Genomic DNA, 14699 nt, shown 5'->3' on the forward strand with positions numbered 1-14699 from the left:
GTCAGCTATTCAGTTTGGCGGCCCAGCAGCCGCACCATTCGCCCGCATCCACCACAGGGAAGACGCTGGTGGTGCTGCTCTCTTGGAAGTCCACAGCAACTACAGGCGGATTCCTGCGGCATTCGTTACGCCCTTCCTTGGGCACGAAGTACCGGCAGTTTTCGCAAGCGATCAGCAGTTCGACGGGCTCGGGTTGTTTCTTGCGTGTGGCCATGGAATCAGTCCGGAAGCGTTGCGTTGGCGCCGTCGTCGGTGTTGATCGACAGCTTGCAGTGATCCTTCTGGAACAGATCAAGGAACCGGCAGAGAACGCAGGCCCAGCGCTTGCCCTTGAGTTGCGCCTTGCCGGCGCGCGAGGACAGCATCTCGTTGGCATCGCCGCCGGTCAGCACGTTCAGGCCGGCATCCAGCCAGCGCAGCCAGTTCATGGCGTAGCGTTTGAGGAATGCGAGCATGGTCACTCCTGCGGCGAAACAGCGGCCTGCTGACGCACCCAATCCTGCAGGTCTTTCAGTTGCTGGGCGTTTGCGTGGAAGGCTTCAGCTTCCCGGTCGTGCTCGGCTTCAACATCAGAGAGGACAACTCCACTGGGGGCTTCATCAAGGAGGCCGGCGGTTGTGGGAACTTCGGCGCGATTGGCACTGTTCCACATGCCGACAAAGCGGCCAGGGATGCGACAAGCAGCGTCATCGTGAACAATGACTTCATGGGGAACCTCGCGGTCTCGGTAAATGATCCGGTCTCGGAAGACGGTCTGAATCTTGGTCTGGCTCTGCGCGGCCTGCTGGGCGACATTGGCCGTCACTTCGGCCTGTTTCGTCTCCACTTTTGCGACGGCCACAGCAGCCTTTGCGGCCTCGGCCTTCTCGATCTTGATGCGGTGCATGTCGCCGGAGCCGAAGCCCGCGCCGAACGCGAGAACCAGGCCGAGGATGGCGGCCAGCCAGAATCGTGGGTCAAGCATGCTCATGGTCAGCTCCCGAGTTTCTTGCTGGCGCCCACGGATGCGATCAACACGCCGACGCCGACGCCGTAGGCCTGAAGGTCAAACGTCTTGCCCGCGATCACCGCATAGATTTCCAGGCCGATGCCGACGACGAAGGCGGCGGCGCCGAGCGCGTACGCCGGCTCAAGAGTGACGTTCGTGTCGTCGGTGACGATCTCCATCAGTTTTTTCAGCATGGTCAGTCCTTGTGGAAGCCTTTCAGCTCATCAGGCGAATAGACGAAGCCGGGCATGCGCGGCCAGAGCTGGAACGACCAGATCGGCATCGATTCGGCGTGGATTCCGTGCTGCGGGCCACGGTGGAACTTTTTGTGCAGGATCAGCATGTTTGCCGGGCTATCGACGAACGTCTCGGGCTTGGCTGGATCGAATGCTTCCCAGTCAAAGCCACGGGCGCGCGTGACTTGGATCACGGCCCACAACAGCGATTGCTCGACCGGCCAAAACTCAGCGGTCGGCGTGTCGGTGCTCAGATCCAGCACAGGCAGGAACTTGCGCTTGCCGGCGGCCACTTCCTTGACCATCTTCCAGTCGACGGCGTTCATGAACGCTTCTTCGACAAAGACATGGTGGTACTCGACCTCTTCCGTCGCGCCCGAAATCGCGCAGGGCAGCTTCGCGGCATGGCCGGCGCGCTTTGTTGCCCGGAACGTCGCCGACTCGGTGCGCGGCGGATGCTCCGGGTAGAACACGTCTTCTTTCAAGGCGTGTGCGTATTCATGTTCTTTGTTGGGCGCGGTCATTGGTCGCTCAAATGAAAAGCCCCGCGCGCGGCGGGGCAGATATGGACGGCTTTGGATCAGGAGAGGAACAGCTTGCGCTCGGCCTGGCGACGCTTCGTCAGCCCCTTGAGAGGCTTGCCGCCGGCCTTGTCCCACAGTAGGAACTGGTTGGCCGCGCCGGCGTAATCGCCCGCGTTGAGCTTTCGCAGCAGCGTTGACGAACGGAGATTGCCGGCGCCCACGTTGAATACGAAGTCGGCCAGCGCATCAAACTGGTTCTGCGTCAGCACGACATGCACAAGGGAATTCACGGACTGGGCCGCCCGCCCCAGATCTTCGACGATCCACGCATCGGCCTGCGCCTGCGTAACGGTCATGCCCGGCTTGACGTCCGGCCCCGTGTGCCCATAGCCACACGTCCACGGCGCGCCACCGGTACCGGGATCGGGGTACGAACTGAGCCTGCAGCCCTCAAACGACTTGGTGAACGCGACGCCATTCGGAGAGACTTGGCGGGTCATTTGTCGGCCTTCTTGTCGAGCTTGCCGTCGATTTGCTCCAGCTTCGCAAATACGGCATCAATGGACCGGTTGAAGGCATCAATCGCCTTCTGAAGCGCGTCACTGGTGACGTATCGCTCGGCCACGTGCAAACGGTGCGCGTCGAAATCCTTGCGCTGCTCTTTGATGGCGTCGTCTTGATTCTTCAGCTTGTCATCCAACTGGGTGATGGACCGTTTCAGAAACCAGCCGAAGACCGCGAAAACGCCAGCTGCAGCAGCGCCAAAGGCGCCCGTCGTGAAATCCATGGAGATGCCCCCGGAAAAAGAAAACCGCCCGGAGGCGGCTGGATTGTCTTCTTGAAATCTGAAAACCTTGTGATAACATGTTATCTCATTAGTCACCAATGAGAACGACATGAAAACCACTCGAAATTTTGTGTTTGCGGCTGTTTGCGCGGCGCTTTCTGCTTGCGGCGGCGGTGAAGATCAAAGCCAAGCAACGCAAAGCCAACCCGCGCCGCCGGCGCCTGTGGCAACGCCAGCGCCCATCAGCGCGACCTCACCGGTTGCTGCGCCACCTGCGCAGCCGACTCCCGCCCCTGCACCGAGCCCTGCGCCACAGCCTGCGCCGACCCCACAGCCAGCGCCAAAACCGCAGAAGGCGGTTCTGATTGATGTCTACGGTGATGATGCCATGTCCGGCATGACGTCAATGATGGGTCGCGCCCAGCAAAACGAGACGGATCAATCCCAATCGCTGCTGCAAGCAACGCTGAACGACACTGCCGTCACCATCGCCAATTACGCCACTGGCGGCGGCTCCAGCAGCCTCAAGAACGAAATGCTCGGCATGGACGGCAACGGCGCACCGTTTGCAGATCGAATCAAGACGTCTGCGGCGAGCATCGTGATCGACAACCATGCGATCAACGACGCGCTCGGCGGCGAGACGCTGGTCGACTATCGGCAATACCTCGCGCAGTGGATCGCCGCAATTAGAGCGGCTGGCAAAACGCCAGTGCTTGAAGAACCCGGCCCGGTTTGCGACGGCGACCATCCGCAGCTTGCGGCCTACGTGGACGCCATGAACGACGCCGCAGCGCAGTTCAACGTGCCGATCGTCAAGCAATTCGACTACATCCAGACGCTGCCGAATTGGCAGTCACACATGAAAGGCTGCTTCTATCCGGATGAGTGGATGTTGCAGATCAAGGGAAAGCGGCAAGCGGATCTTTTGGCGCCACTTATTCAATTTTTTGTTGAGGTCCAATCATGAAAATTTCTGTCAAATTCTGGAAGGCTGCGGCGCTGACGGTATTGATCGGCTGCGCAACTGCTGCGCACGCCGAGACACCGATCCACCTTGAGGCTGGCGTCGGCGGCTCGGCATACAGCCGAGGGCAAGATGGGTACTGGGTGCAGGAGCACTTCCAGCACAAGCTGCAACTTACGGCGCCCGCCTTTGAAGCCGGGATTACCGGTGATTTGTATCGCGCCTCGCGCTGGGGGGTCTCGTGGCACGCCGACTGGGCGTGGCTTGGGCAGATTCACACGCAGAGCTTGGCAACGCCCAGTGACGATAACTACAACCCCCGCTCGGCGACTGGTTGCAATGGAGAGTGCTGGCCGCTCGCAAATTTCCGTGGCACTGGGCACGCTCAGGCGTTTCTGATTACTCTTGAGCCGCACTACGATGTCGGAAAGTGGCGATTCGGCATTGAGGCTGGCCCCACGCTGCACCGCGCAACGTGGGTTGAGGATGTTGGCAACTGGCATGCGACGCCCACGGCGTCACCGATCAATCTGCGCGTCGCCAGCACTGATGGATGGCGAGGTGGCATAGTTGTCGGTGCATCTGTCTCGTACGGCAACGTCTCGCTCGTCTATCAGCACTTCTTCCTCAAACCGTCCAGCAGCAACATGGCACCCTCGATTTGGCATTCCGTGGATCTGGTACTGGTACGTTATCGCTTCTGAGGCGAAAGGCAATCATGGCGCCGCAAAGAAGTCTAGAGAGTAATAGTGATTCTCTGCCCGCTACCCAGGCGGGCAGGCTGGTTCCGCTTTCTCTCCTGCGGGAACATGTTGGTTCAGACCTCAGGCTCCCAGAAATGAAAATGCCCGCTCGCGGCGGGATGCTATTGACTTAAATTGCCCGTAGTCGGTGCGATAGAATGCGGCCGCCAACGGAGCCAAAATGAAACGCTATTTCGCCGAACACACCTCGTACCTTACGACCCCGGGAGAAATGGGCGGCGTTGATGCACTTCGAGCGATTGCCGTGTGCTCGGTAGTATTTTTCCATTTCGGGATGCTCAATCCCGGCTGGCTAGGTGTAGATCTCTTCTTTGTGCTTTCGGGCTTCCTCATCGGCGGGGCGATTATCGACAAGGTCGAGCGTGGCGCATGGTCATACCGAAAATTCTACGGCCACCGCGCGCTTCGCATCCTGCCCCTCTATTACACCGTAATTGCGCTCAAATCGGTGATGATTGGCTTGCCTATCAGCGGGCTATCGTGGAAGTCGGTCGGCAGTATCGCAGCGGCCCTGACCTTCATGCAGACCTCTTCAATCTGGTACTTCGATTGGGTTGGTGACGGAAACTTCGTGCCAGGTGGCACTTGGAGCCTTGTGATTGAGGAATATTTCTATCTGCTCTGCCCAATCTTCATCGCGACCGTCTGGAGCCTGTTTCACAGCCGCAAGGCGCTCTTGATCTCGCTGCTGATCGTTTGTGTGAGCGCGCCAGTTGTGCGTTACGTTGCAAACTACCACTATGCGCCAGATGATCTGTACTGGTACTTCTCAAGTTGGCTCCAATTCCGTTCTCGCTATGACACGCTCGCATGGGGCGTCTTGACGGCGCTCGTTGTGAGGATGGTCAAGCTAGATTCACGACAGCGCATGGTGGCCTTTTCGATTGGCTTTGCGATTCTCGCTGCGTCGATAACCTATCTTGTGAACTCGCGCATGTGGGGCCATTCTGCACAGACGACACGGTTTGCCGCGTTGTGGTTTCCGGCAATGCTCGGAGTCTGTTTCGCGGCGATCCTCGCGGCTGTCTATCGGATGAATTGCCGGTCGTTGCCGGTCATCATCATCGCACGGCTGTCATTCTCTCTCTACCTTGTGCATATCTTCGTGCAGGAGGTGTATTGGGCCTATCGCGACGCTCCATTGCTGGCGTGGATTAAGGGCATGCCACTTCCAGGAATGGCGGTCATGCTCATACCCTTTTCCTCCGTCTTGGCGTGGCTACTGTCATTCCTTGTCGAATACCCGTTCGTTAGAACGTACAGGAAGCCGTTACTGAAGAACAAGGAGGCCGTTGGGAAGTCGGCGCAGATCGCGTGAATGCATGATCAGTATGAAGGAGGCGTCATCGTTTCCTGACCAGATTGGGCCAATGAATTGAAATATGCTGCGTAGCGCGCGTCACTGAGCAGCACCTCCCCCTGATTTGGCCATATTGAGGGGTCTTGTGGGCAAGAGAAAATTGAGGCTATCTTTGTCTCGGTCGCATCTGAAAATTGCACAAACATCTTTTACCCTTATATCTCGTAGGAGCTGATCGAAATGATGAAGGTTGGCGTGCCTGCAGTGTTGGTCGCCTTGTAGTACAGGTTTTGAGAATTTGAAATGCCAACCTTTTGAAACGGTACGGTGTATGCCTGTGCACCACTGGTTCCGAAAGATGAGATCGCTGTACCACTTCCTGACGCATCCGCCCCCACCGAGAGGGCGATTGTTGTCGTAGTCGATCCAGAGCATTGAAGCGACCCCGAGATCGAAATTGCGTTTGCGGGAACGATCCCGGAAATCGATAGCGCCGTAAAGCTGGCCTGCGTTGTCGAGGAATTGAGGGCGGTAAGGCTCGCGATATAGCAAGTCCGGTCCCGCTGCGTGCCGGTTACAAACTGACCACTACCATTCGTCGGCCACACCCCCACGAGCGCGCTCGCTGTATATCCAGCAGGCATGTTGGCGCCGCCGTACACGTTCGGTGCGGCCGCACTGGTGGCGTTGACGGCGAGCAACGCCGCGGTCGAGGTCGCCGGGTTGTAGATGGCGTAGAGCGCCACATAACCGCTCACCGGCGCCGTACCGGTGTCCATACCCCCGGCGCCAGTCGTCGCCAAATTGACGGCCTTGTTGAAGTTCGCAATGCAATACCGCAGACCGCCAAGCGCAGACTCAACGATGATTTCGTCGGCCGTCATCGTGGCCGATGCCGAGGCAGTCGGCACCGACATCTTTAAGTTCCGAGTCGAACCGACAACGCCAGCCACTTGCCCGAACTGCACGGCGTGCTGACTGGCTGTAGCCTGGGCGACTTGCAGGGCTCCGCCAGTGCATCCCTCAAGAATGTACGCACCACCACTGACCGTGCTGTTCCAAACAACGAACGCATCGCCGTTCGCAGCGTACTCGCCACCTTGAAGCGCGGCGTGATTCCCGCCCAGCACTTGGACCGCGCCAAGGCCATCGTTCAATGTAACGGCGCCCGTGTTGGCTGCCGGGGCCTTGTAGCGGATCTGCATGCCATCGACGCGCGCCTGAAGCGCTGGCGTCAGAGCAATGGTGTGCGCGTTGGCCGTGCCGGTGGCGACCGCATACGACAGATTGCCGTTCTGGATCGACGCGAGCAGCGACGACGGCAGGATCGGGGCTCCAGCGTACTGAGTGATGTTGCCGGCGGTGATCGTGCTCTGGCCGTTGGCAACCGTCACAACCCACAGGCCGGTATAGCCTGCATCCGGCGTCGGCGTGATTTGAGACCCGGTCGTCGCAGCAGCACCAGCCTTTGCCACCAGAGCAACGGTGCCCTTACGTGTCGTAGCTTGTGGCGTGCCGCTGTTATTCGGGCCCGACCAAGCGGAGGTGGGATTCGACGCGTTGTAGTAAGGCAGCGTCGTCAGGTCGGTATCCGTTTCCTGATAAATCGCTTCGATCAGGTAGTTGATGCTCTGACCGGCGGTGCCCGGTGCGGGGCACGAAAGGTTGACGGCATCTAGCAGAATGCCGCTCTTCAGGATCTGGTGCGTCGTGTCTGCGGCGACCGAGCTATAAGCCGTCGCGTCCATGCTGACGAGGCTATAGATTTCGCCAGGGTTCACGTTCACCGTGAGGCCCGCAGGAGACGTGGGCACGCAGGCCAAGCCGTTCACGACCGTCGCGGAAGTGCCTAGCACTGCGGCGGCCAGCTTCGCGATGCCGGTCATCGCAAACTTGTTCGAGCGCAGAACGTCCGTCTCAAGGGGGATCTGGCCAGCCCAGACGATTACGCGGTCAGTCATGTGTGAGCCTCAAAAGAAAAAGGCACCCGAAGGTGCCTTTGTGCGAAGTGGTGTTTGGTTACGACTGGATGTTTGTCCAGACAATGGTTGCGGCGGGGCGCACGCTATCAATGGCCGCGAAGATGTCTGCGTCGGTGACGGCCTGCTGAATCATGGAAAGAGAAGCCCATTCAGCCTGTGACGCTTGGCTGTAGCCGCCCGTCGATATGCCGTAGCCGGCCACCGAAGGGATGCCACTGCCCAGCGGTCGATATGCGATGACGAAAGCCTGATACGGCATCTGCATGGAGCCATACGCCCCGGCCACGCCGTATCCGATCAGCGGACCGCCATATGAACCGGTATCTGCCGGTCGTTTCGGCTCGACGATCTTTGGCGTCCGGCCCGTCAGGTCTTGCAGAACCTTGACGATTGCATGGCGTGTCGCGCGCTCGCGGAACAAGTTGGCGATGATCGTCGCGCGAAACGAAGCATCGGTTTGATTCGCCTTGCGCTGGATCGACGTGCCAAAGAAATCGGCCGCAATCATGTCCAGCCAGCCATCCGACGCGGTCAGTATTCGCGTTTGCAGCTTGGCGTAGGCGTACAGCGAATAGACGAAGCTGAGCGCGGTCGTGATGCCTGCCAGCAGCGAGTCAACCACTGGCACGGAATCGGACGTCGCGCCGAACCAGCGAGACGGAAGCGCCGACTTCAGCCGTGCAAACACGTCGTTAGAATCACCCGTCGACATTAGCTCACCACCACGGACCCGGAAGTCGTTTTGATCACCTGAAGACTTGTTGCGGCGACATCCGACGTGCCGCCGTTCAGCGTTACGCCGGTCACGTTCGTCACGGCAGGAGAAGCGTCGTAAGCGATTTGAGCAAGACGGCTATAGGCCAACGCCGTGCCTAGCGGAAGGGTGTTGATGTAAGCGAGTAGAGCCGCCTGGACCGTCGAAACCACCGCAGAGTGCGTGTATCCGGTTGCGGTTGTGATGGTCATGGCGACCGTCACGCTCACAACAACCGGCGCGTGCACATCGAATGTGCTGGTGAATGGCCGGACCGCATCGATCGCATTGCTCACGCTGTTTAGCAGCGCTGAAGGCGGCGAGCCCGATCCATCGTCCACCACAACGAAGAAATTGCCCATCTGCGTCGCGCCAGCATACGTCTGGTTCTCCGTCAGGGTGTACTGCAGGCCTTGCTGAACAGCCAGAATGGCTGCCCCAATCGCCGCCTTTGTCGCCCGCGAAAGCGAGTTGATGTAGGCAACGAAACGCGCCCGGAATGCCGTGTCGGTTTCCGTATCGATCGCATTCGTGAACGCCGCGCCGTTTGTCACCGTGTCGACGTACTGCACCGCCTGCGTGAGCGTGGTGATGGTGTTCGCCAGCACGTTGGTGATGGTTCCGGTGTTCACCGCCTGAACCGTCGCAACCGCGCTTGTGATGCCCGCCGCAATCACATAGCCGCCCAGCGATGCGCTGTATGCCGATTGCGAGGTATCAGCGACAACCGTGAATTGCTGCGTCCCGTCGGCGGTCTGGATGACAGTGCCAACAGGAACGACGGCCTGATAGGTCGGCGTGAAGCGCGAGAACGTGACTTGACCGGTCGAAGACGTCGCCGCAAGACGCGTCAGACCGTAGTCGAGCATCCAGCTGTCAAGATCGGCATTGCTCGACGTCGCCGCTCGAGTCGTTTGCAGCAGCAGGAGAATCAGGCCTTCCAGCCACACAACGACCTGCGCCGTCGCTTCAACGATGGCGCGCGTGACCGAGCCGACCGTGAAGTCGACCAAGACCTTCGCTTTGGCTTGGATGGCCGAAGCCATGTTCCCGATGACTGTTGGCAGGTCTTGGCTTGTGACTTGAGGCATGGCGTCCAGGCAACAAAAAAGCCGCCCGGAGGCGGCCTGTTATGGAGTGGCGAAAGGTCAGGAATTGACGTTGAAAGAAAGCGTTGCAGGCGCTCCAGTGCCGGCGATCGTGTAGCGGATGTAGGCCGAGATCGTTGACGGATCGGGCCGCGTCACGGTGATCTGCGGCTCGGGGTTGCGCGCCACTGAGTCCTCCATCAGCATCTGCCCGCGGATCAGCGCGCGCAGCTTGGCCGTGTCTACGGCCTGGCCGACGTATCGGGACAAGCCCGCGCCGTAGGACGGATGTAGCGCATAGTCAGGCGGCCCGTTCGCGTCCAGAGGGTTCGTTAGCAGCCGGCGGATGACGCGCTGCTGGCTGCGGGTGGCCGAGTTCACTGCACTAAGATCGCCGGTCGGGCTTGTGAGCACGTCCTGCCCCCAGAGGTGATTCAAATCGGCGAGAAGTTGCGTCGTCATTCTGTTTGATCCGGAGCGTTAGACACAACCGTGCTGCTGCCACCCTGAACATTCTGGACGTGGTGGGTGTGCGTATTGAAGATGGTCCGCATCTGGCTCATTGAGTGAGCGTTCGTTCCGGTGTTGTCCTGAATGTCTGCTTGGCTTGTGATGGCCTGCGTAGCGTTCAGTGTGTTGTCCATCTGCACCGGCCCGACGAAGTGATGTTGCGTTGCCGTGTAGGTGATGCCAGCGCTGGCCTTCAGTTCAACCGATCCATCGTTATGAAATTTGAGCAGCGAGCCAGACTTGTGCACCAGCCAGAATTCACCGGACGGCGCCGCCGGCGGCTGTTCCACGTCAGTGTAGAAGCGTCCAACGACGACGCCCGCATCCTGATCCTCAAGATCAAAGGCGACGATGACCTGATCGCCGACGCTCGGCGCCGCGACTAAGCCCCACCCTGCACCGACATACGTTGAGGCCAGCGGAATCCAGCCCGTGCTTTCATCCGTGCGCGGCCAGAACTTCACCTTCACGGCGTACTTGTTTGGGTCATAGGCTGTAACTTGCCCAACCCTATGTGTGGTCTTCTCTCCCTGAGCCATCTGCGCATGCGCGCGAATCAGGTTTGCGAAAGCGCTCATGATGGGATGACCGATGTGTCCAGACTGTGATTCTTGCCGCGCACCGACATGGTGTAGCCCGAATCGAACGACATGCGGCGCGCGACCGACTCGACGTAGTACATCGAATCGAACTGCGTTTCCGTGCCCGAAACCTGAACCATGACGTTCGGCATGAGGATGTTGTCGCCCGGAAGCTGGGCGGTCATCTTCAGCTCGTGCCGGATGATGTCGTTGTAGATCTTCATCGCCCGCTGCTGGGCATCTTGCTGACTCAGGTTGGCGATGATGTAGCTGTACACCTGCGCCGGCGCCTTGGCCGTGCCAGGCGTGATGCCCTTGGCCTTGCCTTGCGGGTACGTGACCGAGAATCCGGCCTTCTGCTTGTGGTTGAAGCTGTGCACCTGAACCACGACGCCCTTGCCGACCGTCAGCGTGCGCGAGAAGGACACATCCAAGATGTTCGCCTGGAAGAAGCCGCGATCTTGGTCCGGGTTCTGCCACTGGATCAGGTATGGCGTGGCAGTCTTCGGGTCCGGCTTAGGACCGAAATACAGCGTCATGCCCTGCACGTACACCACATAGTCGTAGACGCTGGCCAGCCAAGTGAGCAATTCCCACTCTGTCGAGCCGTGTCGATCGTGGATCTTGTCGATCTCGTAAATCTTGCCCACCAGTCCCTTTGTGGCCGTCACCTGCGGCGTCAAGCCGTGACGCTTTGCGAGCGTCGTGGCGATCTGGCTGGCCGTCTGGTTCGTCCACCGATCAAAGGTCTTGGTGTCGATCAGCAGTGACGTGTAATCCCGCCCGGACAACTCAACCGTGCGCCGAGCGGGATCAAACTGCACTTGGTCGACGTTGCCGATGATGAGTTGCTGCAGGTCCGCCGTTCCGTACTGATCGGGGTCTTGCGGGAAGCCCGCGTAAATCTGCGCCTGCAGCGGGTTCGTGCTGATCACGTATTGCAGATTGACTGGATCGGTCAGCGCCGAGATCGGGAGACGCACCCGGAACGTGCTGGCCGAGTGCCAGACGTTTTGCTCGACCTCCCAATCAATCCACGGCACCCGAGTGCCAGGCTGATTCGGATCACCGAGCAACACCATCCCGCGCGGTTGCCGAGCGGTCGGCACCGCGGGAACAGTATTGAGACTAGCCACTCAGAACCCCACCAGCATTGTCCGGGCGCACCGGAACGTTCAAAGTCTGCACACCCTGTACCGTCGGGTCGCTCAGGCCGTTTGCCTTGGCGATGCCGGTCCAAGCTTCTGCGTTGCCGTACACCTTCGCCGCGATCTGCAACAGGTTGCCGCCGGCGGTCGTGATCTGCTGCGACGCGCCCGACACGCTGCCAAGGTTCAGAGACATGCGTCCCACGACCGACTGCAGGTTATAGAGCGGAGGCAGTCTGTTGAACGCCGTAACCTGCGCCGTTAGCTTCGCCGCCGCCGTCGAGATCGGATTGTTCGGCACGAGGCCGCCGAGCGTCGTCACATTGGCGATCGTATTCGACGCTTGGCCGATCAGCGTTGACACCCGCGTTTGCACCGCGGCAATCGGCGTCAGCACGCTGTTGATCGTGCTCTGTGCGGCACTGGCGAAGCTGGAAACCGTCGAGATCGCGGTGTTCAGCGACCCCATCAACCCAGACAGCGGGCCGTCTCCGATCAGGTCTGAAAGCGAATTCGCCAGCGACAGGTCAGAGCCGATCAGGTCATTGATCGACGGGCCTGCAAGCGAAGTCTGCGGTTGCGTGGCGTTCTGCACGACCACGCACGAGATTTGGTACGGGATGTGCCATTCCCGCTGAAAATCCGCCTTGAATTGCGAGATGACGACGATGTACTGCAATTCCGACCAGACAAGCGGGATTGGCTGACCAGAGATGCGAAGCGTCTCAAGGTAACGCGCTCGAGACAGCGCATCCTGCCCCATGAAGTAGCCGGACCACTCCAGCGGCATGTCAGAGCGGCCCATCGCATCAACGATGCGCGTGCCGCCCACAAGTTCATGCACCGTCAGCTTCTGCTCGCCGCCAAACGTGATGTGCTCAGGGACTTCCAGTTCGGCGAAAAGCACATCGCCGAGAGAGAGGTTAGTCGCCATGAGTTATCGTGCGTAGTTGTGGCCAATCGGGAGCGGGCTCATCGTCATGTCGGTGCCGGACCGGCCTGTTTGCGGCTTGCTGAGACCGTCCGCCATGTAGCTGACAAGCGCATCGCCGAGCTTTGTTCGATCAAGGTAGATGGACGCCGTTAGATTGAGCGGTTGTTGCTGCTTGGTCTTGACGTACCCACCGCCATTCAATTCGCCGGCATTGACTCGCGCCTGAGCGCCCGGCGTGAGCCGCGCCCCACCCTGATCCTTGTAAGAGTCGATCTCAGACTGACTCATGGGCCGGAAAGCATAAGCGGCGAGCGCCAGTGTCCCGAGCGCCGCGACCGCCAAGCCAACAGGGCTCAAGAGAGCGCCAAGCGCACCGACAAGTGCTGTGTTTCCAGCGCCACCGATCGCACCAGCAATCTTCAAGATGCCTGCGGCACCGCCAGCCGTTTGCATTGCCAGAGCAAGGCCAAGGCCGCGGAATGCAGCGCTCAGCAACAGGCCGCCGCCACGCAGACCAAGCCCGACAGACACCAAGCCCAATGCATAAGCCAAAGCCCTGAAGACGCCAGGATGATGCTCAACAGATTGGGACAGGGAATCCAGAGCGCCAGCAATCTTGATCAGCCCCTTTGTGATGACCGGCAAGTAGACAGAACCAAACATGGCGAGGAAATTCCGCCATGCCGCATCTGCTGCCACTTCTGCGCCTTCCGGGGACTTGATGTACTGCTGATAGGCGGCACCGAACCCCTTCGAGTTTTCAAAGATGCGGGCGTCCTTTTCGTACTTGTGCTCACTCGTGATGAATGAGCCGATGAAATCTGCCGTGCTGCGGTTGAAGTTCCGCATGATGATCCCGGCGACCTGTTCATCGGTAAGGTCCATGCCGAAGCGCTCGCGAATACGCGGCGCAACCACCTTCTGAATGAATTCATCAGGTCGACGCGATGCCATTTCCAGAAACTGCGGCGCCAATCCCCCGACGACGGGGGTCAGCATGTGCATTTTCTTCAAAGCGCCAGCAATCGACGGGTCTTGCTTGATAGCGTCGTTGACGGCGTTTTGCATCAGCTTGGCCTGCGGGCTGACCGACATATCCCATAGGCCAAGGGACGTCATGAAGCCCTTAGCCTTGTTGTCCATGTGGCCGCCAAGAAGGCTGCTCACATAGGTCATCGCGGACGTGCCGGCCGTCGGCCCCGTCTTTGACTGCATGAAGGCGGCGAACTGTCCGAACAAGAATTCCGGGTCGAACAGGGTATAAGCCAGCTTGCCGGTCTGGGAAGCGTGGAAATAGTCGTTCGGGCCGACTTTGCCGCGCGATCCGAAGTACACCTTCGACATCATGTCGAGTTCGCGCTTCATTTCGGCCGGGCTTTGGGCCACGCGGTCGCCGCGGTGCTCCAGCGCCTTCACGGCGTTATAGACAAGACCCTCAACCGGCTTGCCGTCGTTCTGGATCTTGGCGGCAATTGAGAACTTCTGAAAGTCTTCGCTCATCTGCAGCGCCTTGGGCAGATCGCCTAGCGCCGTGTGCAGGTCGGTGATCAGGGCGATGTTCTCGCCGATCGTTGTGCCAAGGTTCTTATGCGCAAGCGTCTGGGCTTGCGCGAATGCGCGGGCGTTGTCAGCAGCCGAAAGATTCAGGACATTGAACTTCTGGCGTTCCTGCTCAAGCTTTTTCGCCTCTTCGTAAGGCGCTTTTAGCAAACCACCAAGGCCGCCGGCCAAGCCAAGCATCAGGCCGCCTTTCAAAGCCTGATTTTTTATGCTATCAATGCGTTTCTGGAGTCGCGCTGCCTGCTCCTCCGTCTTCATGAAGTCCTTAGACAGCGCCGCAAGCCCCATGCTCGCATGGTTGATTAGGCTGATTCGGACGCCGATTTTATAGGCTTCAAACATGAGGCACTCGCTCAAATACCGCATCCACGAATGGGCAGCGGACAGGTTTTCGTGGGTTCAGTACCCCGACATACGCCCTCAGAGCGCAAATGCGCGCAATCATCGGCTCCTGCGCTTCGTCCATCAAATGCCGCTCGGGAACCGGCTAGACATCCTGCTTTTCGGCGTCGGCCTTTTGCTCATGTCCATCATTGTCATGCTAGCCGTCGGCGTGCTTATTTGGGCACTTCTATA

General features: G+C 59.4%; 18 protein-coding genes. 3 read left to right on the forward strand and 15 right to left on the reverse strand.

The window, feature by feature from the left end; all coding sequences use genetic code 11:
• Position 1: 1 nt before the first annotated feature.
• The 7 genes from FUT88_RS13280 to FUT88_RS13310 are packed head-to-tail and all read right to left on the reverse strand — an operon-like array spanning position 2 to position 2535.
• The gene (locus tag FUT88_RS13280; RefSeq protein ID WP_147215751.1) at positions 2–214 is read right to left on the reverse strand and encodes a hypothetical protein; all 213 of its coding nucleotides are present in this window, start codon (positions 212–214) and stop codon (positions 2–4) included.
• A 4-nt stretch (positions 215–218) separates the two neighbouring features.
• Positions 219–455, reverse strand: coding sequence for a hypothetical protein (locus FUT88_RS13285; RefSeq protein WP_147215753.1), 237 nt, complete (start codon positions 453–455; stop codon positions 219–221).
• A 2-nt stretch (positions 456–457) separates the two neighbouring features.
• A complete protein-coding gene (locus FUT88_RS13290) occupies positions 458–970 on the reverse strand; it encodes a hypothetical protein (RefSeq protein ID WP_147215755.1) in 513 nt (170 codons plus the stop codon).
• 2 nt (positions 971–972) lie between these two features.
• A complete protein-coding gene (locus FUT88_RS13295; RefSeq protein ID WP_147215757.1) occupies positions 973–1182 on the reverse strand; it encodes a hypothetical protein in 210 nt (69 codons plus the stop codon).
• Between the two features lie 2 nt (positions 1183–1184).
• A complete protein-coding gene (locus FUT88_RS13300; RefSeq protein ID WP_147215759.1) occupies positions 1185–1748 on the reverse strand; it encodes a hypothetical protein in 564 nt (187 codons plus the stop codon).
• 56 nt (positions 1749–1804) lie between these two features.
• Positions 1805–2248, reverse strand: a complete 444-nt coding sequence (locus FUT88_RS13305) for a lysozyme (protein WP_147215761.1) — start codon at positions 2246–2248, stop codon at positions 1805–1807.
• Positions 2245–2535: a hypothetical protein gene (locus tag FUT88_RS13310; protein WP_147215763.1), complete on the reverse strand. Its 291-nt coding sequence runs from the start codon at positions 2533–2535 to the stop codon at positions 2245–2247. The genes FUT88_RS13305 and FUT88_RS13310 overlap by 4 nt, the downstream gene beginning before the upstream one ends.
• A 109-nt stretch (positions 2536–2644) precedes the next feature.
• Here FUT88_RS13310 and FUT88_RS13315 point away from each other — a divergent pair, with 109 nt between their 5' ends.
• The 3 genes from FUT88_RS13315 to FUT88_RS13325 all read left to right on the forward strand — a co-directional run bounded on the left by FUT88_RS13315 (position 2645) and on the right by FUT88_RS13325 (position 5584).
• Positions 2645–3505 carry a GDSL-type esterase/lipase family protein gene (locus FUT88_RS13315; protein WP_261797147.1) on the forward strand — a complete coding sequence of 287 codons (861 nt, stop codon included), beginning with the start codon at positions 2645–2647 and terminating at the stop codon, positions 3503–3505.
• Entirely contained in the window at positions 3502–4206 is a 705-nt protein-coding gene (locus FUT88_RS13320) for a hypothetical protein (RefSeq protein WP_147215765.1), read from the forward strand. The genes FUT88_RS13315 and FUT88_RS13320 overlap by 4 nt, the downstream gene beginning before the upstream one ends.
• A 220-nt stretch (positions 4207–4426) precedes the next feature.
• A complete protein-coding gene (locus tag FUT88_RS13325) occupies positions 4427–5584 on the forward strand; it encodes an acyltransferase family protein (RefSeq protein ID WP_147215767.1) in 1158 nt (385 codons plus the stop codon).
• A gap of 197 nt (positions 5585–5781) precedes the next feature.
• Here the strand turns inward: FUT88_RS13325 and FUT88_RS26730 are convergent, their stop codons facing one another.
• The 8 genes from FUT88_RS26730 to FUT88_RS13365 form a co-directional block, all read right to left on the reverse strand.
• Positions 5782–7527: a hypothetical protein gene (locus FUT88_RS26730; protein WP_261797148.1), complete on the reverse strand. Its 1746-nt coding sequence runs from the start codon at positions 7525–7527 to the stop codon at positions 5782–5784.
• Between the two features lie 58 nt (positions 7528–7585).
• On the reverse strand, positions 7586–8260 hold the full coding sequence (locus FUT88_RS13335) for a hypothetical protein (protein ID WP_186829301.1): 675 nt from the start codon (positions 8258–8260) through the stop codon (positions 7586–7588).
• A complete protein-coding gene (locus tag FUT88_RS13340; RefSeq protein WP_261797149.1) occupies positions 8260–9348 on the reverse strand; it encodes a baseplate J/gp47 family protein in 1089 nt (362 codons plus the stop codon). Before FUT88_RS13340 ends, FUT88_RS13335 begins: the two co-directional genes overlap by 1 nt.
• A 102-nt stretch (positions 9349–9450) precedes the next feature.
• On the reverse strand, positions 9451–9852 hold the full coding sequence (locus tag FUT88_RS13345) for a phage tail protein (protein WP_147215771.1): 402 nt from the start codon (positions 9850–9852) through the stop codon (positions 9451–9453).
• Complete coding sequence (locus FUT88_RS13350; protein ID WP_147215772.1) at positions 9849–10478, reverse strand: phage baseplate assembly protein V; 630 nt, start codon at positions 10476–10478, stop codon at positions 9849–9851. Before FUT88_RS13350 ends, FUT88_RS13345 begins: the two co-directional genes overlap by 4 nt.
• Positions 10475–11524 (reverse strand): phage late control D family protein, encoded by a 1050-nt coding sequence (locus FUT88_RS13355; protein ID WP_147215774.1) that lies wholly within the window; start codon positions 11522–11524, stop codon positions 10475–10477. The genes FUT88_RS13350 and FUT88_RS13355 overlap by 4 nt, the downstream gene beginning before the upstream one ends.
• Positions 11525–11609: 85 nt before the next feature.
• A complete protein-coding gene (locus FUT88_RS13360) occupies positions 11610–12563 on the reverse strand; it encodes a hypothetical protein (protein WP_147215776.1) in 954 nt (317 codons plus the stop codon).
• 3 nt (positions 12564–12566) lie between these two features.
• A complete protein-coding gene (locus FUT88_RS13365; RefSeq protein ID WP_147215777.1) occupies positions 12567–14465 on the reverse strand; it encodes a hypothetical protein in 1899 nt (632 codons plus the stop codon).
• Positions 14466–14699 lie beyond the last annotated feature (234 nt).

It is taken from the genome of Ralstonia sp. TCR112 (assembly GCF_007997035.1).
Classification (GTDB): Bacteria; Pseudomonadota; Gammaproteobacteria; order Burkholderiales; family Burkholderiaceae; genus Ralstonia; species Ralstonia edaphi.